Annotated in this window: 20 protein-coding genes; 18 read left to right on the plus strand and 2 right to left on the minus strand. The window is 74.0% G+C overall.

Features of this window, described 5'->3' with window-relative positions; translation table 11 throughout:
- Window positions 1-57: 57 nt before the first annotated feature.
- Window positions 58-1,227 carry a pyridoxal phosphate-dependent aminotransferase gene (locus tag ACY0MR_RS19695; RefSeq protein ID WP_404083749.1) on the minus strand — a complete coding sequence of 390 codons (1,170 nt, stop codon included), beginning with the start codon at window positions 1,225-1,227 and terminating at the stop codon, window positions 58-60.
- A gap of 100 nt (window positions 1,228-1,327) precedes the next feature.
- On the opposite strand from ACY0MR_RS19695, the gene ACY0MR_RS19700 reads away from it, so the two are divergent.
- The 18 genes from ACY0MR_RS19700 to ACY0MR_RS19785 all read left to right on the plus strand — a co-directional run bounded on the left by ACY0MR_RS19700 (window position 1,328) and on the right by ACY0MR_RS19785 (window position 21,396).
- Window positions 1,328-1,576 (plus strand): hypothetical protein, encoded by a 249-nt coding sequence (locus tag ACY0MR_RS19700; protein ID WP_404083746.1) that lies wholly within the window; start codon window positions 1,328-1,330, stop codon window positions 1,574-1,576.
- 395 nt (window positions 1,577-1,971) lie between these two features.
- A complete protein-coding gene (locus ACY0MR_RS19705; protein ID WP_361856279.1) occupies window positions 1,972-2,490 on the plus strand; it encodes a DUF2617 family protein in 519 nt (172 codons plus the stop codon).
- A 75-nt stretch (window positions 2,491-2,565) separates the two neighbouring features.
- On the plus strand, window positions 2,566-4,239 hold the full coding sequence (locus tag ACY0MR_RS19710) for a polyamine aminopropyltransferase (RefSeq protein ID WP_473554432.1): 1,674 nt from the start codon (window positions 2,566-2,568) through the stop codon (window positions 4,237-4,239).
- A 119-nt stretch (window positions 4,240-4,358) separates the two neighbouring features.
- A complete protein-coding gene (locus ACY0MR_RS19715) occupies window positions 4,359-5,339 on the plus strand; it encodes an SRPBCC family protein (RefSeq protein ID WP_473554434.1) in 981 nt (326 codons plus the stop codon).
- A gap of 24 nt (window positions 5,340-5,363) precedes the next feature.
- On the plus strand, window positions 5,364-6,149 hold the full coding sequence (locus ACY0MR_RS19720; RefSeq protein ID WP_473561854.1) for an aldose epimerase family protein: 786 nt from the start codon (window positions 5,364-5,366) through the stop codon (window positions 6,147-6,149).
- 23 nt (window positions 6,150-6,172) lie between these two features.
- Window positions 6,173-6,712: an orotate phosphoribosyltransferase gene (gene pyrE / locus ACY0MR_RS19725; protein WP_473554436.1), complete on the plus strand. Its 540-nt coding sequence runs from the start codon at window positions 6,173-6,175 to the stop codon at window positions 6,710-6,712.
- Between the two features lie 222 nt (window positions 6,713-6,934).
- A complete protein-coding gene (gene fbaA / locus ACY0MR_RS19730) occupies window positions 6,935-7,957 on the plus strand; it encodes a class II fructose-bisphosphate aldolase (protein WP_187621791.1) in 1,023 nt (340 codons plus the stop codon).
- Window positions 7,958-8,043: 86 nt separating this feature from the next.
- Window positions 8,044-9,231: a MalY/PatB family protein gene (locus ACY0MR_RS19735; RefSeq protein ID WP_473554439.1), complete on the plus strand. Its 1,188-nt coding sequence runs from the start codon at window positions 8,044-8,046 to the stop codon at window positions 9,229-9,231.
- 190 nt (window positions 9,232-9,421) lie between these two features.
- Window positions 9,422-10,876 carry an MFS transporter gene (locus ACY0MR_RS19740; RefSeq protein WP_473554442.1) on the plus strand — a complete coding sequence of 485 codons (1,455 nt, stop codon included), beginning with the start codon at window positions 9,422-9,424 and terminating at the stop codon, window positions 10,874-10,876.
- 57 nt (window positions 10,877-10,933) lie between these two features.
- A complete protein-coding gene (locus ACY0MR_RS19745) occupies window positions 10,934-11,347 on the plus strand; it encodes a DUF3151 domain-containing protein (protein ID WP_361856576.1) in 414 nt (137 codons plus the stop codon).
- 111 nt (window positions 11,348-11,458) lie between these two features.
- Window positions 11,459-12,388 (plus strand): DUF3152 domain-containing protein, encoded by a 930-nt coding sequence (locus ACY0MR_RS19750; protein ID WP_473554444.1) that lies wholly within the window; start codon window positions 11,459-11,461, stop codon window positions 12,386-12,388.
- A gap of 119 nt (window positions 12,389-12,507) precedes the next feature.
- Complete coding sequence (locus ACY0MR_RS19755) at window positions 12,508-13,365, plus strand: tryptophan 2,3-dioxygenase family protein (RefSeq protein WP_473554446.1); 858 nt, start codon at window positions 12,508-12,510, stop codon at window positions 13,363-13,365.
- On the plus strand, window positions 13,358-14,647 hold the full coding sequence (gene kynU, locus ACY0MR_RS19760; RefSeq protein ID WP_473554448.1) for a kynureninase: 1,290 nt from the start codon (window positions 13,358-13,360) through the stop codon (window positions 14,645-14,647). The genes ACY0MR_RS19755 and kynU overlap by 8 nt, the downstream gene beginning before the upstream one ends.
- A 114-nt stretch (window positions 14,648-14,761) precedes the next feature.
- Window positions 14,762-15,631, plus strand: coding sequence for an alpha/beta hydrolase (locus ACY0MR_RS19765; RefSeq protein WP_473554450.1), 870 nt, complete (start codon window positions 14,762-14,764; stop codon window positions 15,629-15,631).
- 91 nt (window positions 15,632-15,722) lie between these two features.
- Entirely contained in the window at window positions 15,723-17,945 is a 2,223-nt protein-coding gene (locus tag ACY0MR_RS19770) for an FG-GAP repeat domain-containing protein (RefSeq protein WP_451059423.1), read from the plus strand.
- 86 nt (window positions 17,946-18,031) lie between these two features.
- The gene (locus ACY0MR_RS19775; protein WP_404083724.1) at window positions 18,032-19,345 is read left to right on the plus strand and encodes a sensor histidine kinase; all 1,314 of its coding nucleotides are present in this window, start codon (window positions 18,032-18,034) and stop codon (window positions 19,343-19,345) included.
- Window positions 19,342-20,004 (plus strand): response regulator transcription factor, encoded by a 663-nt coding sequence (locus ACY0MR_RS19780; protein WP_361856555.1) that lies wholly within the window; start codon window positions 19,342-19,344, stop codon window positions 20,002-20,004. The genes ACY0MR_RS19775 and ACY0MR_RS19780 overlap by 4 nt, the downstream gene beginning before the upstream one ends.
- 204 nt (window positions 20,005-20,208) lie before the next feature.
- Complete coding sequence (locus ACY0MR_RS19785) at window positions 20,209-21,396, plus strand: cytochrome P450 (RefSeq protein ID WP_473554453.1); 1,188 nt, start codon at window positions 20,209-20,211, stop codon at window positions 21,394-21,396.
- 145 nt (window positions 21,397-21,541) lie between these two features.
- Here ACY0MR_RS19785 and ACY0MR_RS19790 read toward each other — a convergent pair whose 3' ends face one another.
- Window positions 21,542-22,339, minus strand: coding sequence for a diacylglycerol kinase (locus tag ACY0MR_RS19790; protein WP_473554456.1), 798 nt, complete (start codon window positions 22,337-22,339; stop codon window positions 21,542-21,544).
- Window positions 22,340-22,423: the final 84 nt, after the last annotated feature.

The following is a 22,423-nucleotide window of genomic DNA, read 5'->3' on the forward strand; positions in this document are numbered from 1 at the left end:
AGCCCGGCCCCCCTCACGGGGGCCGGGCTTTCGCGTGTCCGGGTGCGCGGCGCGGACTCAGCCCAGGCGCTTCAGGCGGGAGACGGCCTCCTCCAGGACCTCGGTCCGCTTGCAGAAGGCGAAGCGGACGAAGGGGGCGCCGGCCTCGCGGTGGTCGTAGAAGACGGCGTTCGGGATGGCGACGACGCCGGCGCGCTCGGGCAGCGAGCGGCAGAAGGCGAAGCCGTCCTCGGCGCCGAGGGGGCGGATGTCGGTGGTGACGAAGTAGGTGCCGGCGGGCTTGTAGACCGCGAAGCCGGCCTGGGCGAGGCCCTCGCCGAGCAGGTCCCGCTTGGCGGAGAGCTCGGCGCGGAGGGTGTCGAAGTAGGCGGCGGGGAGGCGCAGCGCCTCGGCGATCGCGTACTGGAACGGGCCGGACGACACGTAGGTGAGGAACTGCTTCGCGGCGCGGACCGCCGAGGTCAGCTCGGGGCTCGCGGTGATCCAGCCGACCTTCCAGCCGGTGAAGGAGAACGTCTTGCCGGCCGAGCCGATGGTGACCGTGCGCTCCCGCATGCCCGGCAGGCTCGCGATCGGCACGTGCTCGGCGTCGTCGAAGACCAGGTGCTCGTACACCTCGTCGGTGACGACGAGCAGGTCCCGCTCGACGGCGAGCTCGGCGACGGCCGTCAGTTCGGCCCGGGTGAGGACGGTGCCGGTGGGGTTGTGCGGGGTGTTGAGCAGGATCAGCCGGGTCCGGTCGGTGACGGCGGCCCGCAGTTCGTCGAGGTCCAGGACGTACGCGCCCTCGTGCGGGCGGAGGGTGACCGGGACCCGGGTGCCGCCGGCCATGGCGACGCAGGCGGCGTACGAGTCGTAGTACGGCTCCAGGGCGACGACCTCGTCGCCCGGCTCGACGAGGGCGAGCAGGGCCGCCGCGATCGCCTCGGTGGCGCCCGCGGTCACGAGCACCTCGGTGTCCGGGTCGTACCCGAGGCCGTACCGGTCCCGCTGGTGGTCGGCGATCGCCGACCGCAGCTCGGGGACGCCGGGGCCGGGCGGGTACTGGTTGCCGCGGCCGTCCCGCAGCGCGCGGACCGCCGCCTCCCGGATCTCCTCGGGGCCGTCGGTGTCGGGGAAGCCCTGGCCGAGGTTGATCGCCCCGGTCCTGGCGGCGAGCGCGGACATCTCGGCGAAGATCGTCGTCCCGAACTCGGCGAGGCGGCGGTTGAGCGGCGGTCGTGTCATGACGGCCATCCTGCGGCGAAGCTCTGGAGTTCCTCAAGTGCGCTTTGACGGGGTGTCGGGACGGGAATCCCCCTCGCACAACCGAACGGGGGTAGTACAGATGGAATTCTTCATCGTCATGGGGGTCCTGGTCGTCGCGGCGGTCGTCATGGCCGTGCGGGGCGGTCTCGGCGGCGGGAGCGGTCGGTCGCGGTCGCGGTCCCGGTCGCGCGGACGGCGTGCCGGGGCGAGCAGCGGCGGCGCCTGGGTGGACGGCGGTTCCGGCGGACACGGCTGCGGCGGGGGTTCCAGCTCCTGCGGCGGCGGCTCGTCCAGCTGCGGGGGCGGCGGCTGCGGCGGCGGCAGCTGAGCGGGGCCGGGCGGGCGGCGGGCCGGGCGGTCGTCACCACGATCCGAACCGCCCGGGCGGCGGGGGCCGGGCGGCGGCGTCGGTCGGCTCGTCGCCGGGCGGCGGCGCCCCGTAGGCCGGCGGGGCCGCAGGCGTGTGGCACGTGACGTGGGCAAGCGGCCGCTGCCCGTCGACCGGTTCTGTTTGAACAAGTGAACTGTGGGCTCCCCGAAGGGGTTGGAAAACACAGCAAGTTGGGTAAAAACGCTGCGAGTCGTCCGGGTCCGTGGTTCTCTCGCTCCTGACAGAGACAGCCCTCGGACCGTGTGTGGACCCGAGCCTGCGATTCCCCACTTCCGTGGATTCTCCGGGGCGCCCCCGGCCCACCCGTCAAACCGTGTTTGCGGAGCCGACCCATGCTCACCACCCTGAAGACCTCCTACACCGACACCCGCGCGGCCGACCTCGCCTGGGCCCTCGGGCGCGAGCCGCTTCCCGCCCTGGCCGTGCTCGACCTCGAACTCACGGGCGCAAAACTGCAGTTGAGGCTGCTCGGTGCCTCTCATCAGGTGCTCCTGGAAGAGGACGGCGGCAGCTGCTCGGAGACGGTGGCCTGCATGCCCGGCAGCAGCACCCCGCTGCCGCTCGGCGTCTCCAAGCGCGTCGGCGGATGGGAGTACGAGTTCGCCGCCCGCGTCGAGACGCTCTCGCACGGCTCCTTCGCGGGCCGTGCGCAGGAGTTGCTGGCGCTCGTCGCCGACCATCCCCAGGGGCTGGCGGGGACCTTCCCCGGTTCCCCGCACGCCTTCACGGCGATGCTGGCGCAGCGCCACGAGGGCCAGGTGCGCTGGCGGACCTGGCACGCCTACCCGCAGGAGGGGCAGTTGGTGGTGACCAGGACGCGTATCGGCGTACGTATGCCCGCAACGCTCTGATACGCCCTCTCGGCGCCCCAGATCCACTCGTGTGGGTGACAGGGAGCGTCCGAGCCGTGACGTAGCGTTACGGTCATGATCGAGCCGACCGTGACCATGCCACCCAAGGAGGTGCGGCGGGCGCCCGCGCGGCGGCCCGATCCACCGGGCGGAACGGTCCGGTTCCCGGTGCTCGCGGTGGTCTTCGTCTGCGCCGCCTGCGGCCTGGTCTACGAGCTCGAACTGGTCGCCCTCGCCTCCTACCTGATCGGCGACTCGGTCACCCAGGCCTCCGTGGTGCTCTCCGTCATGGTCTTCGCCATGGGGGTGGGCTCGCTCCTCGCCAAGGCGCTGCGCTGCCGCGCCGCCGTGGGCTTCGGCCTGGTCGAGGCCGGCCTCGCGCTGGTCGGCGGCACCTCGGCGATGGTGCTGTACGCGGCCTTCGCCTGGTTCGGCGAGTCGCGGTACGTCCTCGTGGCGTTCTCCCTCGCCATCGGGGTGCTCGTCGGGGCGGAGATCCCGCTCCTCATGTCGCTCATACAGCGGGGCGACCGCTCGGGCCGGTCCGGGCGGAAGGCCTCGCTCGGCGAGCAGGACGACGCCGCCGGGACGGTCGCCGACCTCTTCGCCGCCGACTACGTGGGGGCGCTCGTCGGCGGCCTCGCCTTCCCCTTCCTGCTGCTGCCCTGGCTGGGCCAGCTCACCGGCGCCCTGGTCACCGGCGCGGTCAACGCGGTGGCGGGCGGCGGCCTCGTCCTCTGGGTGTTCCGCCGCGACCTGACCGCCCGCTCCCGGGCGCTGCTCGTCGCGGTGAACGTGGCGGTGCTCGCGGTCCTCGCCACCGCGACCGTGCTCGTCGACGACTTCGAGCAGGCCGCGCGCCGCGCGGTGTACGGGGAGCGGGTGCGGGTCGCCGTCCACACCGACCTCCAGGAGATCGTCGTGACGGGGAGCCCGGAGGGCCCGCCCGACCTGTTCCTCGACGGGCGCCTGCGGGTCGCCGGCCGGGACGAGTACCGCTACCACGAGGCCCTGGTCCACCCCGCGATGAACGGCGGCCACGGCCGCGTGCTGATCGTCGGCGGCGGGGACGGCATGGCCGCCCGCGAGGTCCTGCGCTACCCCGGCGTCCGCTCCGTCACCGTCGTCGAGCTCGACCCCGGGGTCGTCCGCCTCGCCCGGACGGACCCGGCGCTCGCCGGGCTCAACGCCCAGGCGTTCCGCGACCCGCGCGTCCGGGTGGTCCACGCGGACGCCTTCCACTGGCTCCGGGGCGCCACCGGCCGTCTGCAGGAACGGTACGACGTGGTGATCTCCGATCTGCCCGACCCCGGGATCACCCCCAGCGCCAAGCTGTACGCGCAGGAGTTCTACGGGCTCGTCGCCCAGGTCCTCACGCCCGCCGGGCGGTTCGCCGTGCACGCGGGCTCCGTCGCCGACCGGCCCCGCACCTACTGGACCGTGGACGCCACCCTGCGGGCCGCGGGCTTCGCGACGCGTCCCTACAGCGCGAGCGGCCGCACCCCGGGCTTCGCCGCCGGACCCGACCGTGCCGACCGGACCGCCGCCACGGGGCGGGGGCCCGGCGACTGGGGCTTCCTGCTGGCCGCACCGGGCGGCCGCCCGCCCGCCCTCGGTCTCGCCCCCGACGCGCCGCGGCTGCGTTCGCTCGGCGAGGACACCCTGGCGGCCGCGGCCCGCCGCGCCGAGCGCGCGCGGGGGACGGCCCTGCCCCCGTCGACGCTGGTCCACCCGCGGTACGGAGACTGAAGGTTTCGGCAGGGGGACCCGACGGGGCGGGGCGGGCGCCCCACGGCCGGGCGGCGCGGGCGCCGGGATCCGCGCCGAACGGGCGACGCCGCCGTCCCGTCTGAGTAGGCTCGGCTTCCATGGAGCATGAGGTGTTCGTCCCGGTCCCGGCCGAGGTTCTGCGTGCGACGCTCAGGGACCCGGCCCGGGTGGTGCGCTGCGTGCCCGGCCTTCAGCGGGACGCCGGCGAGGCCGCGGCGCCGTCCGAGGGGGCGGCCCGGGAGGAGGGCGCGCTCACCGGCCGGCTCAAGGTGCGGGTCGGCGGCCACACCATCACCTACCGGGGCGCCCTGCGGATCGTCGAGCGGGACGACGCGATCACGTACGAGGGGCAGGGGACCGAGGCCCGCGGCAAGGGCACGGCGGAGCTGTCGCTCACCGTCGTCCTCACTCCGGTGGCCGAGGGGACCCGGCTGACCTTCACCGGCGCTCTGACGGCGGCGGGCCGGCTCGCCGAGGTGACGGAGGAGGACCGGGCCGCGGCGGGTGCCAAGATCCTCGGCAGGTTCGTGGCGGGGCTGGAGTCGGCGGCGGCGGAGCAGGACGCGCCGGGACGGCCGAGCCACGGCACCGCCGCCGCCGAGGCCGCCCGCGGCACCGGAGCCGACGCCCACGCCGATGCCGATGCCGATGCCGATGCCGAGTCCGGCGACGGCGCGGACCCCACCTCCGACTCCGACTCCGTCGTCGCGTTCGACTCCGACGACGACGGGATCGACGACGGGATCGACGACGGGGCCGAGGAGCCGCGCCGGGGTTCCGTCTTCGACGCGCCCGTCCCGCCGCCCTCCCTCGACCCGGTCCTCGGCGGGGACTTCGGCGACACGCCCATCGAGTTCCCCGCTCCGCAGCCCGCCGCCGAGGCCGCCCACGCCCGTCGGACCATGATCGGACGGAGCGCCGAGGAGGTCGACCACGCGCCGCCGCGCGGCCGGTACGCCCCCGTGCCCGCACCGCAGGCGTCGAGCGCCGGCGCCACCCTGCGCTGGGTCGCACCGGCCGCGGCCCTCGCCCTCGCCTCCGCCGTGGTCGTCGGCCGCGCCCTGCGCCGACGCCGCTGACACGATTAGGGTCGGGGCGTGAGCATGCAGACGCGACTGACGGCGGGCGACGCCGAGTTGACCATCACCCCCGAGAACGGCTGCCGGATCGAGAGCCTGCGGATCGGCGGCATCGAGCTGCTGCGCCAGGGCGAGCGGTTCGGGGCCTTCCCGATGGTGCCCTGGTGCGGACGGACCGAGAACGGCCGCTTCCGCAACGGGGCCACCAGCCACCAGCTGCCGGTCAACGCACCCCCGCACGCCATCCACGGCACCGTCCGCGACCTCGCCTGGAAGACCGCGCGGGTCTCCGCGACCGAGGCGGTCTTCACCTGCGACCTCGGCGACCCGTGGCCGTACAAGGGCAAGGTCACCCAGGTCTTCGAGCTGACCGAGGACGCCCTCACCCTGCGCTTCGGCGTCGAGACCTACGACGACTCCTTCCCGGCCCAGGCGGGCTGGCACCCCTGGTTCCTGCGCAACCTCGGCCGGGGCGGCCGGGACGCGGTGCTCGACTTCGTGCCCGCCTGGCAGGAGGAGCGCGGGGACGACCACCTCCCGACCGGGCGCCGGATCGACCCCGTGCCCGGCCCCTGGGACGACTGCTTCGGCATGCCCGGAGGCGTCGACGCCACCCTCACCTGGCCGGAGGAGCTGGAGCTGAAGGTCACCAGCCGCGCCGAGTGGGTCGTGATCTACGACGAGCAGGAGGAGGCCGTCTGCGTCGAGCCGCAGTCCGGCCCGCCCAACGGGCTCAACACCCTCCCCCGCCTGGTCACCCCGATCGACCCCCTGGAGGTCGAGAGCACCTGGCGCTGGCGCCGCCTCTGAGCGGCGGCCTTTAAGCTCGGGGCATGACTGACGTACGCGCTGAGCTGCTCCAGCAGATCAAGGACAAGGCCGTGGTGCACGGCAAGGTGACCCTCTCCTCGGGTCTGGAAGCCGACTACTACATCGACCTGCGCCGGATCACGCTGGACGGCGAGGCCGCGCCGCTGGTGGGTCAGGTCATGCTCGACCTGACGGCCGACCTGGACTTCGACTGCGTGGGCGGTCTGACCCTGGGCGCCGACCCGGTGGCGACCTCGATGCTGCACGCCTCGGCCGCGCGCGGGCAGCGCCTCGACGCCTTCGTGGTGCGGAAGGCGCAGAAGGCGCACGGCATGCAGCGCCGCATCGAGGGCGCCGACGTCAAGGGCCATCGCTGCCTGGTCGTCGAGGACACCTCGACGACCGGCGGTTCGCCGCTGACCGCCGTGGAGGCCGTCCGTGAGGCCGGCGGCGAGGTCGTCGCCGTGGCGACGATCGTCGACCGGGGCGCCGCGGAGGCCATCGCCGGGGCGGGCCTGGCCTACCTCACGGGCTACCAGCTGGCCGATCTCGACCTGGCGTAACCGCCGCGAAGTCGTGACTTAGGTCCCGGACAGTGGTGATTGCCGTCCTGACCTGCGTTTTTACCAAGGGGCGGGGTGTTTCACGTGAAACACCCCGCCCCTTGGCGTGCCGGGCCCGTGGGAGCCCGGGGGAGAGTCTGGAAGGATGGGAGTCGACGATGACGTCGCCCCCAGGTCAGGGACAGCAACGCACACACCCCGCACATCACAAGGAGCGGACGAATGCCCATCGCAACCCCCGAGGTCTACAACGAGATGCTCGACCGGGCGAAGGCAGGCAAGTTCGCCTACCCGGCCATCAACGTGACTTCGTCCCAGACCCTGCACGCCGCCCTGCGCGGTTTCGCTGAGGCCGAGAGCGACGGCATCATCCAGATCTCGACCGGCGGAGCCGAGTTCCTGGGCGGCCAGTACAACAAGGACATGGTCACGGGCGCCGTTGCCCTGGCCGAGTTCGCGCACATCGTCGCCGCGAAGTACGACATCACGGTCGCGCTGCACACCGACCACTGCCCGAAGGACAAGCTGGACGGCTACGTCCGTCCGCTGCTCGACGTCTCCGCCGAGCGCGTCGCCCGCGGCGAGAACCCGCTGTTCCAGTCGCACATGTGGGACGGCTCCGCCGAGACCCTCGCCGACAACCTGGCCATCGGCCAGGAGCTGCTGGCGAAGGCCGCCGCCGCCAAGATCATCCTTGAGGTCGAGATCACCCCGACCGGCGGCGAGGAGGACGGCGTCAGCCACGAGATCAACGACGAGCTGTACACCACCGTCGACGACGCGCTCCGCACCGCCGAGGCCCTGGGCCTGGGCGAGAAGGGCCGCTACCTGCTCGCCGCCTCCTTCGGCAACGTGCACGGCGTCTACAAGCCGGGCAACGTCGTCCTCCGCCCGGAGCTCCTCAAGGACCTCCAGGCCGGCGTCGCCGAGAAGTACGGCAAGGCCTCGCCGTTCGACTTCGTCTTCCACGGCGGCTCGGGCTCCACGGCCGAGGAGATCGCGACCGCCCTGGAGAACGGCGTCGTGAAGATGAACCTCGACACCGACACCCAGTACGCCTTCACGCGTCCGGTGGCGAACCACATGTTCAAGAACTACGACGGTGTCCTGAAGGTCGACGGCGAGGTCGGCATCAAGTCCACCTACGACCCCCGCACCTGGGGCAAGCTGGCCGAGGCCGGCATGGCCGTCCGCGTGACCGAGGCGTGCGCGGCGCTGCGCTCGACCGGCACCAAGCTGAAGTAAGCGCCGAGTCAGGCGTTGGACGAGCGGCCCGGTACCCCCGCCCTGGTGCGGGGGTGCCGGGCCCTCGGCATGTCGGGAGGAGAGGGATGTCCGGAGGAGAGGCAGCGGTGACGACGTACGACTTCGACCGGGAGACGCACCGGCAGGGGACCTGGTCCGTCCAGTGGGACGGGATCGCGGACCGCTTCGGCGTCCCCGACCTGCTCCCCTTCACCATCTCCGACATGGACTTCGCCTCTCCGCCCGAGGTCCTCGCGGCCCTGCATGAGCGCGTCGACCACGGTGTCTTCGGCTACACCGACTGGCGGCTCGGCGATTTCCGCGAGGCGATACGCCACTGGTACGCGACCCGGTACGGCGCCGCGATCGACCCGGACTCCCTGGTGTACGCGCCGTCGGTGCTCAACCAGCTCTCCCAGCTGCTCCGGATGTGGACCGAGCCCGGCGACGGCGTGGTCGTCCACACCCCCACCTACGACGGCTTCCGCAAGGCCGTGACCGGCCTCGGGCGCGAGCTGCGCGGTGTCCCGGTCGGCGACACCGAGGCGCTGGAACGGGAGCTGGCCCGGCCGGACAGCACCATGCTGCTGCTCTGCTCCCCGCACAACCCGACCGGCCGGGTATGGACGGAGGACGAGCTCGGGGAGTTCGCCGCGCTCGCCGAGCGCCACGGCGCGGCCGTCGTCAGCGACGAGATCCACGCCGACCTCACCGTCGAGGGCCTGCGGCACGTCCCGTGGACCCGGATCGCCGAGCGGGGCCGGGGCCGCCGCTGGGCGCTGATCACCTCGGGCACCAAGGCCTTCAACTTCCCCGCGCTCTCCGGCTCGTACGGGATCATCGGCGACCCCGACGAACGCGAGGCCTTCGTCCGGCGCATGGAGACCGGGGAGGGGCTGGCCTCCCCGGCGGTGCTCTCGCTGACCGCGCACATCGCCGCCTACCGGCGGGGCGCGGCCTGGCTGGACGCGCTGCGGGCCTATGTGGCGGGCACGATGAGCACGGTCCGGGAACAGCTCGCCGACGGCCTTCCCGGAGTCGACTGGGCGCCTCCGCAGGCGGGCTACCTCGCCTGGATCGACCTGCGGCCCCTCGGCATCGAGGAGACCCGGCTGCAGGAGGAGCTGATCGGGGTGGAGAAGGTCGCGATCATGCCGGGCGGGGTGTACGGCACGCCCGGCTTCGTCCGGCTGAACGTGGGCTGCCCGCGGGCGAAGGCCGAGCGGGGCGTGGCCGCGCTGGTCCGGGCGGCGGGACGGCTGCGCACCGCCTGACGCGGACGCGGGCGGGTGCGTGTGGGGGCGGGTCCGAGCCGGGTACGGAGAACCGCCCGCCGCGCGGGGCGGCCCGCGGTCGCGTACGGCCCGGCGCGGAGGCCCGGTGCCGCGCCGTGCGGGCGCGCCGCCCGGCGCGGATGCGCGCACCGGGGTGCAGGCGGCCGTCTCCGCGAGGACGATGGCTGGCATGGGCGTGCGCGATGTGCGGATGGCATCGAGGGCCGGGCGATGGATCGTGTTCACGACCGTCCTCGGCTCCGGCATGGCGCTGCTCGACTCCACCGTCGTCAACGTGGCCCTGCCGCACATCGGTGCCGATCTCGATGCCGACCTGGCCGTCCTCCAGTGGACGGTGAACGCCTACATGCTCACCCTGGCGGGTCTGATCCTGCTCGGCGGATCGCTGGGCGACCGGTTCGGCAGGCGCCGGGTCTTCGTGATCGGCGTCGTGTGGTTCGCGCTCGCCTCGCTCCTGTGCGGGCTGGCCCCGAACGCCGGGGTGCTCATCGCCGCCCGCGCCCTCCAGGGCGTGGGCGGGGCGCTGCTGACCCCCGGGTCCCTGGCGCTGATCCAGGCGAGCTTCCACGAGGACGACCGGGCCAGGGCGGTCGGGCTGTGGTCCGGCTTCGGCGGCGTGGGGGCGGCGATCGGACCGTTCGTCGGCGGCTGGCTGGTGGACGGGCCGGGCTGGCGGTGGGTCTTCCTGCTGAACGTGCCGCTCGCCGCGCTCTGCGTCCCGGTGGCGCTGCGGCACGTCCCCGAATCGCGCGACGAGACCGCGCACGGACGCTTCGACGTGCTCGGCGCGGTGCTCGGCGCCGCGGCCCTCGCGCTCGTGACCTATGCGCTGATCGGCGAGGCCTGGTGGGCCGGGGCGGCCGGGGTCCTCGTCGGCGCCTGGTTCGTGGTCGTGGAGCGGCGGCGCGGCGAGCGCGCGATGGTGCCGCCGTCGATCTTCACGTCGCGGATGTTCACCGCGGTCAACCTGGTCACGCTGTGCGTGTACGCCGCGTTCGGCGGCTTCTTCTTCCTGGCCGCGCTCCAGCTCCAGGTGGTGGCCGGCTACTCGGCGCTCGGCGCCGGTACCGCCCTGCTGCCCACCACCGTCCTGATGCTGCTGCTGTCGGCGAGGTCGGGGGAGCTGGGGGAGCGGATCGGCCCCCGGATCCCGCTCACGGTGGGCCCGCTGCTGTGCGCCGCGGGGATGCTCCTGATGCTGCGGGTCGGTGCGGACGCCTCGTACGTCCGTGACGTGCTGCCGGCCCTGCTGGTGCTGGGCCTCGGGATGACGGCCCTGGTGGCGCCGCTGACCGCGACCGTCCTCGCCTCGGTGGACGTGTCCCGGGCGGGTCTGGCCAGCGGCATCAACAACGCGGCCGCGCGGGCCGCCGGGCTGCTCGCGGTGGCCGCGCTGCCGATGCTGGCCGGGATGGGGCCGGGGGCGTACCTGTCGGCGGAGGAGTTCGGGGCGACGTTCCGGCGGGCGATGCCGATGTGCGCGGGGATCCTGGTGGTCGGCGCGGTGCTGGCCTGGACGACGATGCGGACGCCGCCGACCGCGGGCTGCCACCCGGAGTGCAAGGTGCACTGCGGGGTGTCCGCCCCGCCGCTCGACCCGGGGCGGTCGGACACGTCGGCCTGAGCTGCCCGCCGTCCGCCGCGGGCCCTGGGGCCGGCGGGACTGAGGCAGACTGGCCCCATGGCCATGCATGAGAACCTGCTGGGGGGACCGGCCCCCACCCACCTGCCCGACGACCCGGGTCCGCGCGACCTGCTCGCGAGCGGTGCCGCGCCGGCGGACGTCGCCGCGAAGTACCCGACCTCCTCGCTCGCCTGGGCCCAGCTCGCTGACGACGCGTACGAGCGCGGTTCGGTCGTCGAGTCGTACGCCTACGCCCGTACGGGCTACCACCGCGGCCTCGACGCGCTGCGCCGCAACGGCTGGAAGGGCCACGGCCCGGTGCCGTGGGAGCACGAGCCGAACCGCGGCTTCCTGCGCGCCCTGCACTCGCTCGCCCGCGCGGCCGGCGAGATCGGCGAGAAGGACGAGTACGAGCGCTGCACGACCTTCCTGCGGGACTCCTCGGAGACCGCGGCGGAGACGCTCGGCTGACGCTGCCCGACCCTCGTACCCGACGCACGCCCTTTCGCCCGTACGGGTGAAAGGGCGTTCGATTCGCCGGTACGATCCCCGGGACCGCAGGACCCGAGGGGGGGGTCTGTCGTGGGCGAGCGAGGCGTGACGGCCGGACGGCGACGCACCCGCGGGAGACGCAGGTCCGGACGCGGGTTCGCGCTGCCGGTGCTGGTCCTGGTGACGGGCTCGCTCGGTGCGGGCGTCGCCCTCGCCCACTTCCACGGCTCGCCCGTCGAGGTCGCGGCGGCCCCGGCGGCCACTCCGGTGCCGGTGGAGACCACCGTGAGCCCGCCGCCGAGGACGTCCGCGCCCGCACCCCGGCCGACGACGGCACGGCCGGAACCGCCGTCGCCGGAACCGAGGGCGACGACCCCGCCGCCGCGACCGAGGGCGACCACCGGGAAGCCGCCCGCGTCGAAGGCGGACCCGAAGGAGCCGCCCGCCGTGCCGAGGTCGGGTGCCGGGACCTTCGTCACCGCGGACGCCTCCGGCGCACCGGTCGGCGAGGGCGGCGAGCTGCGCCGCTACCGGGTGCAGGTCGAGGAGGGCATCGCGCTGTCGGCGCGCGAGGCGGCCGCCGAGATCCAGCGGATCCTGGCGCATCCGCGCGGCTGGGCGGCGCACGGCCGGGGCCGCTTCCAGCTGGTCGCGGAGGAGGAGGCGGACTTCGTCGTCCGGATCGCCACCCCGGACACGGCCGACGCGCTCTGCCTGCGGCAGGGCCTGGACACGGGGGGCGAGCTGAACTGCGAGACCACCGACGGGGTCGTGGTGAACCTCAGACGGTGGATGCTGGGCTCGCCGACCTTCGCGGGGGAGCCCGCCGAGTACCGGCACCTGATCATCAACCACGAGGTCGGGCACGAGATCGGCATGCGGCAGCACATGGGCTGCCCGGGACCGGGCAGGCTCGCGCCCGCGATGATGCAGCAGATCAAGGGCCTCGACGGATGCCGGTCGAACGCATTTCCGTATGACGAAGACGGGAGCTACATCACCGGGCCGATCGTGTCATGATGCGCTTGGGACGGCGCGCGACGAAGCCCGCCTCCCGAGGGGACCGGGGCTCCCGTGGCACTCGACGTGCGTGCGGTGGAGCAGACCGCTACCCGGTAGTTCGCATCGAGGAGACAGCAATGTCACTCTCCCCGGGTTCTCCCGATTCCGGAGCAGGTTCGGCCGCCGCCGCCCCGAACCTCGACTTCGCCGGCACGACGCCCTACGAGGACTACGTCCAGGCGGACGTCCTCACCCATCTCCAGCACCTCCGCTCGGACGACCCCGGCGAGATGGTCTTCCTGGTCACCACCCAGGTCATGGAGCTGTGGTTCACGGTGATCGTCCACGAGTGGGAGACGGCGAGCCGCGCCCTGCGCGAGGACCGCGTCCCCGTCGCCATGGACGCGCTCAAGCGCTCCGTGCGCGAGCTGGAGGCCCTCAACCACTCGTGGCGGCCGCTCGCCCAGCTCACCCCCGCCCAGTTCAACGCCTACCGGGCCGCCCTCGGCGAGGGCTCCGGCTTCCAGTCCGCCATGTACCGGCGGATGGAGTTCCTGCTGGGCGAGAAGTCCGCGTCCATGCTCGTCCCGCACCGGGGCGCGCCCCGCGTCCACGCCGAGCTGGAGAAGGCGCTGACCGAGCCGAGCCTGTACGACGAGGTCCTGGGGCTGCTCGCCCGCCGCGGCCTGCCCGTGCCGGCCGCGGTCCTGGGCCGCGACCTGGCGCAGCGCTACGAGCCCTCCGCCGAGGTCGAGGCGGTCTGGGCCGGGATCTACGCCGAGTCCGACCAGAACGGCGAACTCGTGCGGCTCGGCGAGGCGCTCAGCGACGTCGCCGAACTGGTCTGGCGCTGGCGCAACGACCACCTGGTGGCGACCCGCCGCGCGATGGGCTCCAAGACCGGCACCGGCGGTTCCGCCGGAGTGGCCTGGCTGGAGAAGCGGGCCCAGAAGAACGTCTTCCCCGAGCTGTGGACGGCGCGCAGCCATGTCTGAGACCGACGTGACGACCGATGTGACGACCGACGTGACGACCGACGTGACGACCGATGTGACGACCGACGTGACGACCGACGTGAGGACCGACCTCGCCCAGCGGGCGCGCGCCCTCGACGCCGCCGACGAACTCGGCAGGCACCGGGAGAAGTTCGCCCTCGACGCCGGGACCGTCTACCTCGACGGCAACTCGCTCGGCGCGCTGCCCGCCCACGTCCCCGCCCGGATGGCCGACGTCATCACCCGTGAGTGGGGCGAACTGCGGATCCGCTCCTGGGACGAGTCCGGCTGGTGGACCGCGCCCGAGCGGATCGGCGACCGGATCGCCCCGATCGTCGGTGCCGCCCCGGGCCAGATCGTGGTCGGCGACTCGACCAGCGTGAACGTCTTCAAGGCGGTCGTCGCGGCGGCCCGGCTGAGCGACGGCGACCGCGACGAGATCCTCGTCGACGCGACGACCTTTCCCACGGACGGGTACATCGCGGAGTCCGCGGCGCGGATGACGGGTCACCGGATCGTGCCCGTCGACCCGGCGGGCATGGCCGCGGCGGCCGGCCCGCGGACGGCCGCCGCGCTCGTCAACCACGTCGACTACCGCAGCGGCCGGCGGCACGACCTGCCCGGCATCACGGCCGCGCTGCACGCGGCGGGCGCGCTCGCCGTCTGGGACCTGTGCCACAGCGCGGGCGCCCTGCCGGTCGGGCTCGACGCGCACGGGGTCGACCTGGCGGTCGGCTGCACGTACAAGTACCTGAACGGCGGGCCCGGTTCGCCGGCCTACCTGTACGTCGCCGAGCGCCACCAGGCCTCGTTCGACTCGCCGCTGCCCGGCTGGAACTCGCACAGCGACCCGTTCGCGATGACCCCCGGGTACGAGGCGGCCGCGGGCGCCGTGCGGGGCCGGGTCGGGACGCCCGACATCCTCTCGATGCTGGCGCTGGAGGCGGCGCTCGACGTCTGGGACGGGGTCGACGTCGAGGTCGTGCGGGCCAAGTCGCTGGCGCTGACGGACTTCTTCCTGGAGTGCGTGCGCGCCTACGTCCCGGCGGGCCGCGTCACCTCGGTGACGCCGGAGGCGCACGCGGAGCGCGGCAGCCAGGCCGCGCTCGCCTGCGCGAACGCGCCCGCCGTGATGGCCGAGCTGATCGAGCGGGGGGTCGTCGGCGATCTGCGCCGCCCCGACATCCTGCGCTTCGGCTTCACCCCGCTGTACGTCGGCTTCGCGGACGCGGAGCGGGCGGCGCGGGTCCTCTCCGAGGTGCTGGCGGACCTGTCCGCCTGAGGCTCCGGCGGTCGCGTACGGTCCGATGATCGCCTGATCTGCGGGGGCTCCGGTCCTGGTACCGTCCCCGCAGGTCAGGCCGAGTAGGCCGCGTATCCGAGAGGGTGGAACAGCATGCCGGATCCCGCCGCGCGCGCGGCCGCCGAAGAGGCGTCGGCCTTCTCGCACCCGGCCGTCCCCCCGGACGCCTCCGCCGCGTACGGCGGGCACCCGGACCAGGTGATCGACTTCTACGCCCCGCGCGACGGGCGGACCCGGGCGCCGCTCGTCGTCGCGCTGCACGGCGGGGCGTGGCGGGCGCCGTACGACCGGCAGCACCTGACTCCGTTCGTGGACTACCTGGCCCGGCGCGGCTTCGCCGTGGCCAACGTCGAGTACCGGCGTGGCAGCGACATCCCCCGGCAGGGTGGTGCCGCCCCGGTCGCCGGGCGCTGGCCCGAGACCTTCGACGACGTGGCGGCCGCGCTCGACGCCCTGCCCGGACTCGCCACCGCCCACCTGCCGCGGGCCGACGTCGGCCGGATCGTCCTCACCGGTCACTCGGCGGGCGGCCAGCTCGCCCTCTGGGCCGCCGCCCGGCACGTGCTGCCGCCCGGCTCCCCGTGGCGGCTGCCGGCCCCGCCGGCGCTGCGCGGGGTCGTCGCCCTCGCGCCGATCGCCCACTTCGGCCGCGCGGTCGAGCTGGGGGTGTGCGGCGGCGCGGTCGCCGAACTGCTCGGCGGCGCCTCCTCGTACGAGGAGCGGGCGGCCCACACCGACCCCGCGGTGCTGCTGCCGACCGGGATCGCGACCACCGTCGTCCAGGGCCGTACGGACGTCGACGTGCCGTACGCCGTCGCCGACGCCTACGCCGACGCGGCCGCGAAGGCGGGCGAGACGGTCGGCGTGACGCTCCTGGAGGAGGTCGGCCACTTCCCGCTGATCGACCCGGCGGCCGACGCGTGCGCGGTGGTGGCGGAGGAGATCGCCCAACTGGCCTGGTGAGCCACGCACATCCGTACAACCATTCGACGGGGTGGGGGGTCTGATCGGGCACGGCACTCCCGTGTCCGCTGATCCTCGTGGGGGTTTCACCTTGCAGCTCCGTTCCACCGGCACCCGCCTCGGCACGGCCGTCACGGTCGTCCTCGCCGTCACCGCCCTCGGCGCCGGCACCCTGGCCACCGCACCGGCGGCCCTCGCGGCAGCCCCGGCCGCGGTCGCGGCCCCGGCCCAGCAGAACGACGCCGTCCTTCCCGTCTACCCGGAGGGCATGGACCTCGCGGGCCTGGGCACCTCCGGTTTCCTCACCTACTCCTTCGCCGAGGACACCACGAGGAAGCTGCTCTGGACGCCGTACGACGGCGGGGCCGCGACCTCCCTCCAGACGCCCGAGCACGGCGGCTGGACCATCGGCGCCGGGGACGTGGTCGTCCTCGGCGACGCCAACTGGACGGCCGAGATGCGGTCGCTCACCCTGCGGAACATGGCCACCCCCGCCGCCCCGGGCGTCACCATCGACCTCGGCGCGCTGAACGGCAGCTACGTGGCCGTGCTGAGCCCGACGAGCGTCCTCGCGCAGGTGACGAACGCGGTCGGACAGTCCGAGCTCCACGTCGTGACCAAGGACGGCACCACCACCAGCAGCCGCAAGATCGCGGGGCTGCCGGCCGGCGCCACCGACTACTTCGGCTCCACGGCCCACGACGGGTCCGTCCTCGTCGGCTACGAGACCGGACCGCAGGGCGCCCGGACCGGCGGCCGGGCCGTGATCGACCTGGCGGCCGGCCAGGCCGTCGAGACCTATGCCTCCCCCGAGTCCGGATACGGCTTCGGCGGCCTGGAGTTCAACGCCGACTACGTGACCTGGTACGCCTACGAGGCCGGCACCGGCGGGTACATCGCGTCCGTCGACCGCGCCACCCGGCAGGAGAAGCGGACCGTCCTGGGCGCCCACGACGGCGAGTGGTTCTCCACGCTCGTCGGCGACTGGCTGGTCTACGGCAACCCCTCCAACCCCGTCCGGGCCGTCTCCCTGGCCACCGGCGAGACCCGCCGGCTCATGGACTCCGGCACCGGCGCGGGCTCGCCCGGCGACGGCACCGGCGTGGTGCGCGGGGCGACGGCCGCGGACGGCAAGGGACTGTTCCGGGTCGAGATCGCGGAGGACGGCGCCCCGAAGGTCACCAAGACGGCCGACGAGGCCCCGCTGGTCGACCTGGAGATCGAGCAGGTCCACGTCCCCGACCGGGTGAACCTCGACCAGACCCGCGGCCAGGTCACGCTGGGCTGGACCCTGTCGCACCGCGAGGCCTACGTGGACGTCACCCTGACGCACATGCTCACGGAGCAGGTCTACCGCACCCGCGTGTACGCCCCCGCCGAGGGCAACCGCTTCACCTTCACCTGGGACGCCGTCATCGACGGGGCGGACGCGCCGAACGGCTCGTACGCGGTCGAGGCCGAGGCGATGCTGCTCGACGGCACCGGCGACCCGGTCTACCAGGGCTGGCGCATGGACGTCGTCCGCACGGTCAACACGCACGACTACACCAACAACGGCTCCACCGACGTCCTCGCCCGGGACGCCGCCGGCGTGCTCTGGCGCGACGACCTGCGGGACCGCCCGGTGAACGGCCGCGTCGAGACCGCCGGGCGCACCCGGGTAGGCGCCGGGTGGAACACGTACAAGCAGATCGAGGCCGTCGGCGACCTCGCGGGCAACGAGGTCGCCGACCTCGTCGCCCTCGACGGCACGGGCGTGCTCTGGCACTACCTCGGCAAGGGCGACGGCACCTTCGCCGGCCGGGTGAAGGTCGGCGGCGGCTGGGGCGTCTACAACAAGCTCACCGGCGGCTCGGACCTCGACGGCGACGGCCGCACCGACCTCCTCGCCGCGGACACCTCCGGCGTGCTGTGGTTCTACAAGGGCACGGGCGACGCCGCGAAGCCGTTCGCGACCCGCGTCCGCGTGGGCGGCGGCTGGGACGTCTACAACCAGCTGACCGCCGTCGGGAACATCGCCGGCTCGGCCGCCGGCGACCTCGTCGCCCGCGACACCACCGGCGTCCTCTGGCTCTACCAGGGCAAGGGCGACGGCACGTTCGCGGGCCGGGTGCGGGTCGGCGGCGGCTGGGGCGCCTTCTCCCAGCTGGTCGGCGCCGGCGACGTCGACGCCGACGGCCGCCCCGACCTCGTCGCGTACGGGGCGGGCGGCACGTACGTCTACCACTCCACCGGCTCCGCCACCGCCCCCTTCACCCGCCTGACCACGGACCTGTACCAGGGCCAGGGCAGCACGTTCACCAGCGTGGTCTGAGGACCCACCTCATCCTCAAGGGGGACCCGGAAGGATCCGCATCGAGCGGGACGACCGGGTTCCCCGCCGCCCGTACCGTTGTCCGGGTGACCCAGACACAGACCCCCGAGACGAGTCGCGCCCCCGAGTTCCACCTGGTCCAGGTCGTCCTCGGCGGGCTGCGGCAGGAACTCTTCCGTGACGCGTCGGCCTACCGGCCGCTCCAGCCGATCGCGGTGAACCCCAAGGTGGCGCGCTTCGCGCCGAAGGGGATACGCCCCCACCTCGGCCTGTTCCCGCACGCCGTCGTCGGCTTCCTCGCCCTGATCGTGTTCGCCATGGCGTACGAGGAGTTCGACGCCGGCTTCGCGCCGCTGGCGCTGCTCGTGGCCTGCGTCCCGCCCGCCATCGTGCTCCTCACCCTGGTACGGCCCGTCCTCGCCTTCTGGGCCTCGCTGGTCTCCGCGCCGGTCATCGGCTACCTCACCGGCTTCGACGCGGGTTGGCCCTGGTCGCACATCACCTTCTTCTCCCACCTGGTGGTCCTCGGCGTCGTCGCCGCCCGCACCCGGCCCCGGACCGCGGCCTGGATGTGGCTCGTGACGGCCGCCTTCTGCCTCTTCACCGAGATGGCGCTCGGGGTGGGGCGCAGCTCCGACTCCGTCCCGCTGCTCTTCGTCGCCGCCCTCCTCCTGCTCTTCGTCACCGTCCTCCAGGTCCGCCGCCAGGCCGACCGCGAGGTCACCGCCCAGCAGACCGTCACGGCGCAGGAGCGCTCCCGGCGGACCCTCCTGGAGGAGCGCACCACCATCGCCCGCGAGCTGCACGACGTCGTCGCCCACCACATGTCGGTGGTCGCCATCCAGGCCGAGGCCGCCCCCTACCGGGTCGAGAACCCGCCGCCGGAGCTGGAGCAGGCCTTCCTCACCATCCGCGAGAACGCGGTCGCCGCCCTCACCGAGCTCCGCCGCATCCTCGGCGTCGTCCGCGCCGAGGACTACGAGGCCCCCGACGCCCCGCAGCCCACCCTCGCCGACCTCGACTCGCTCGTCCGCAACGTGCAGGAGGCCGGGCTCGTCGTCGAGAAGACGGTGACCGGCGCCGTGCGCGAGCTGCCCCAGGGCGTGGAGCTCTCCGCGTACCGGATCGTCCAGGAGGCCCTGTCGAACGTGCTGCGGCACGCGCCGGGCGCCGCCGCGAAGGTCGAGGTCAGCTACGTCCTCGGCGGGCTGGGCCTGCGCATCGCCAACGGTCCGGCGCGCGGGCTCGTGAAGCCCTCCCCGGGCGCCGGCCACGGCATCACGGGCATGCGGGAGCGTGTGACGATGCTGGGCGGGGAGATGACGGCCGAGGCGACCGAGGACGGTGGCTACGAGGTGACGGCCTTCGTCCCCGTGACCCGCGAGGAGAGTGACCAGTGATCCGCGTCCTGATCGTCGACGACCAGGTGATGGTCCGCGAGGGCTTCTCCGTGCTGCTCGGCGCGATGCCCGACATCGAGGTCGTCGGCGAGGCCGTCAACGGCCGGGAGGCCGTCGCACAGGTCGCCGCCCTCCACCCCGACGTGGTCCTCATGGACATCCGGATGCCCGAGCTGAACGGCATCGACGCCACCCGGGAGATCGTCGCCGCCGACGCGGAGGCGAAGGTGCTCGTCCTGACCACCTTCGACCTCGACGAATACGTCTACCAGGCGCTGCGCGCCGGCGCCTCCGGCTTCCTGCTCAAGGACGCCTCCGCCCGGCAGCTCGCCGACGGGGTGCGGGTCGTCGCGGCCGGCGAGGCGCTGCTCGCGCCGACCGTCACCAAGCGGCTCATCAACGAGTTCGCGAAGGCCCCGGGAAGCTCCCCCCGCCCGCCCGCGATGGCGCAGATAGGAGAGCTGACGGAACGGGAGACGGAGGTCCTGGTGCTGATCGCGCAGGGCCTGTCGAACTCCGAGATCGCCGAGCACCTCGTGGTCGCCGAGTCGACGATCAAGACGCACGTGAGCCGCATCCTGGTGAAGCTGGGACTCCGGGACCGCACGCAGGCGGCGGTCTTCGCCTACGAGGCGGGCCTGGTCCGCGTCGGCGGCTAGGAGCCCCGGAGGCGCGGGGCGGGCGGGGCGCCGGGCGGCAGGGCCCTGGGAGCGTCCCGGAGACGCGGGAGCCCGGCGGGGCCCTGGGAGCCTCCCGCTCCCCGGAGCCCGGCGGCAGGCCCTGGGAGAGCCTCCCGCTGCCCCCGGAGCCCGTCCCGGCGGCAGGGCCTGGAAGCCTTCCGGAGACGCGGGTAGCGTCCGGTCATGGACGCTGCCTTCGACCCCTGGTCCCCGGAGTTCGTCGCCGATCCCTACCCCGCCTACGCCCGGCTCCGCGCCGCCGGCCGGGCCCACTGGTACGAGCCCACGCGCCAGTGGCTGATCCCGCACCACGAGGACGTGTCCGCGCTCCTCCGGGACCGCCGCCTCGGCCGTACGTACACCCACCGCTTCACCCACGAGGAGTTCGGGCGGGAGGCTCCGGACGCCGCGCACGAGCCCTTCCACACCCTCAACGACCACGGGCTCCTCGATCTGGAGGGCGCCGACCACGGCCGCATCCGGCGGCTGGTGTCGAAGGCGTTCACCCCGCGGACCGTGGAGGACCTGGCGCCGACGGTGCGCCGCCTCGCCGCCGACCTGGTCGGGGAACTGGTGGCGGCCGGCGGCGGTGACCTCCAGGCCGCGGTGGCGGAGCCGCTGCCGGTCGCGGTGATCGCCGAGATGCTTGGCGTGCCCGAGGCAGACGAGGAGCGGGGGCTGCTGAGGCCCTGGTCGGCGGCGATCTGCGGGATGTTCGAGCTGAACCCCTCGGAGGAGACGGCCCGCCGGGCGGTGCGGGCCTCCGTCGAGTTCTCCGACTACCTGCGGGAGCTGATCGCGCGGCGGCGGAGGGAACCGGGGGGCGACCTGATCTCCTCGCTGGTCGCGGTCGAGGGGCTGACCGAGCAGGAGACGGTCTCCACCTGCGTCCTGCTCCTGAACGCCGGCCACGAGGCCACGGTGAACACGACGGTCAACGGCTGGCGGACCCTCCTGGAGCACGGCGTCCGCCCGGATCCCGGAAAGTTGTCCACAGCTGTGGAAGAACTCCTCCGCTACGACACACCGCTCCAGATGTTCGAGCGCTGGGTCCTCGACGACGTCGAGGTCGGCGGCCGGGTCATCCCGCGCGGCTCCGAGGTCGCGCTGCTCTTCGGCTCCGCCAACCGCGACCCCGCCCGCTTCGGCCCGACCGCGGACACCCTCGACCTCACCCGCGCCGACAACCCCCACCTCACCTTCGGCGCCGGCATCCACTACTGCCTCGGCGCCCCGCTCGCCCGCCTCGAACTGACGACGGTCTTCGACGAACTGCTCCGCCGGGCCCCGGGCCTGCGGCTCGCGGCGGAACCCGTACGGAAGCCCGGGTACGTGATCAGGGGGTTCGAGGAGCTGCTGGTGGAGGTGTGAGGACCGCCGCCGCGAGGCGGTCGGCGAGGTCGGCGTACTCCCGCGTGCCCGCGCGTGCCCGGGGAGGCGAGGACGAGCTCGCCAGGACCCCCGGGTCGCCGGGCGGACGCGCGCGGGAACCTTCCTCCCGTGGTGCGTGTCGGTGTCAGCCCCGGGGCAGTGTCAGCCCCCACGCCTTCTCCAGGACCGTCCAGGTCCGGCGGCGGACCGGGCCCGTGACGCGGCCGTCCGCCCGGTAGCGGAAGTCCGGGCCCGAGACCGTGAGGATGCGGGCGGTCGCGTGCCGGGCGGGGGCCGCCGGGGGGTGGACGACCACCTCGGCCGCCCCGCCGACGGACCGGACCGTGAGGTTCTCCAGCGGGGTGTCGACATCGCTGAGCAGCACCCCGTCCGCCTCCACCCGCAGCCGGTGGGTGCGGACCGCGAGGGTCGTCGGCGCCGGGCGGACCAGGGTGCGGACGAGGGAGCGGCAGGTGCCCCAGACGGTCGGCGAGCCCGCCGCGGAGGCGACCGGGGCGGGCACCTCCAGGTCGCCGAGGACGACGCCGTCGCTGTCGTCGACCAGCAGGTCGAGGCGGTGCACGGACCCGTCGAGGACGGCCCGGGCGGCCGCCGGGGTGGCGCGCGGCACGCCGAGCCCGTGGGCGAGTTCCAGGGCGCCGGGCGCCCCGATCGGCACGAGCGAGAGGGCGCCCGCGGCGAGCTCCCGCTCCCGGTGGAGGAGGGCCACCGTGCGCAGCAGCGCGCGGTCGTCGCCGAGCACCACGGGACGGCGGGAGCCCCGCCGGGCCAGGGCGCGGGCGAATTCCTCCGGGCTGCCCGGCAGGCAGATCTTCGCCTCCGCGCCCGCGGACAGCACATCCTTCGCGATCCGCACGGACTCGCCGTCACTTCGGCGGGCGACCGGGTCGACGATGACCAGCAGCTGGTCGTGATCCGACACCTCGGTCCTTCCTCGGGTAGCATCTTTGTGCAAGAGCCCCTTGCGCTATTGCGCCAGGGGCTTCGTCTATTCCGGGGCACACCG

This window comes from Streptomyces sp. JN8 (genome assembly GCF_055808075.1).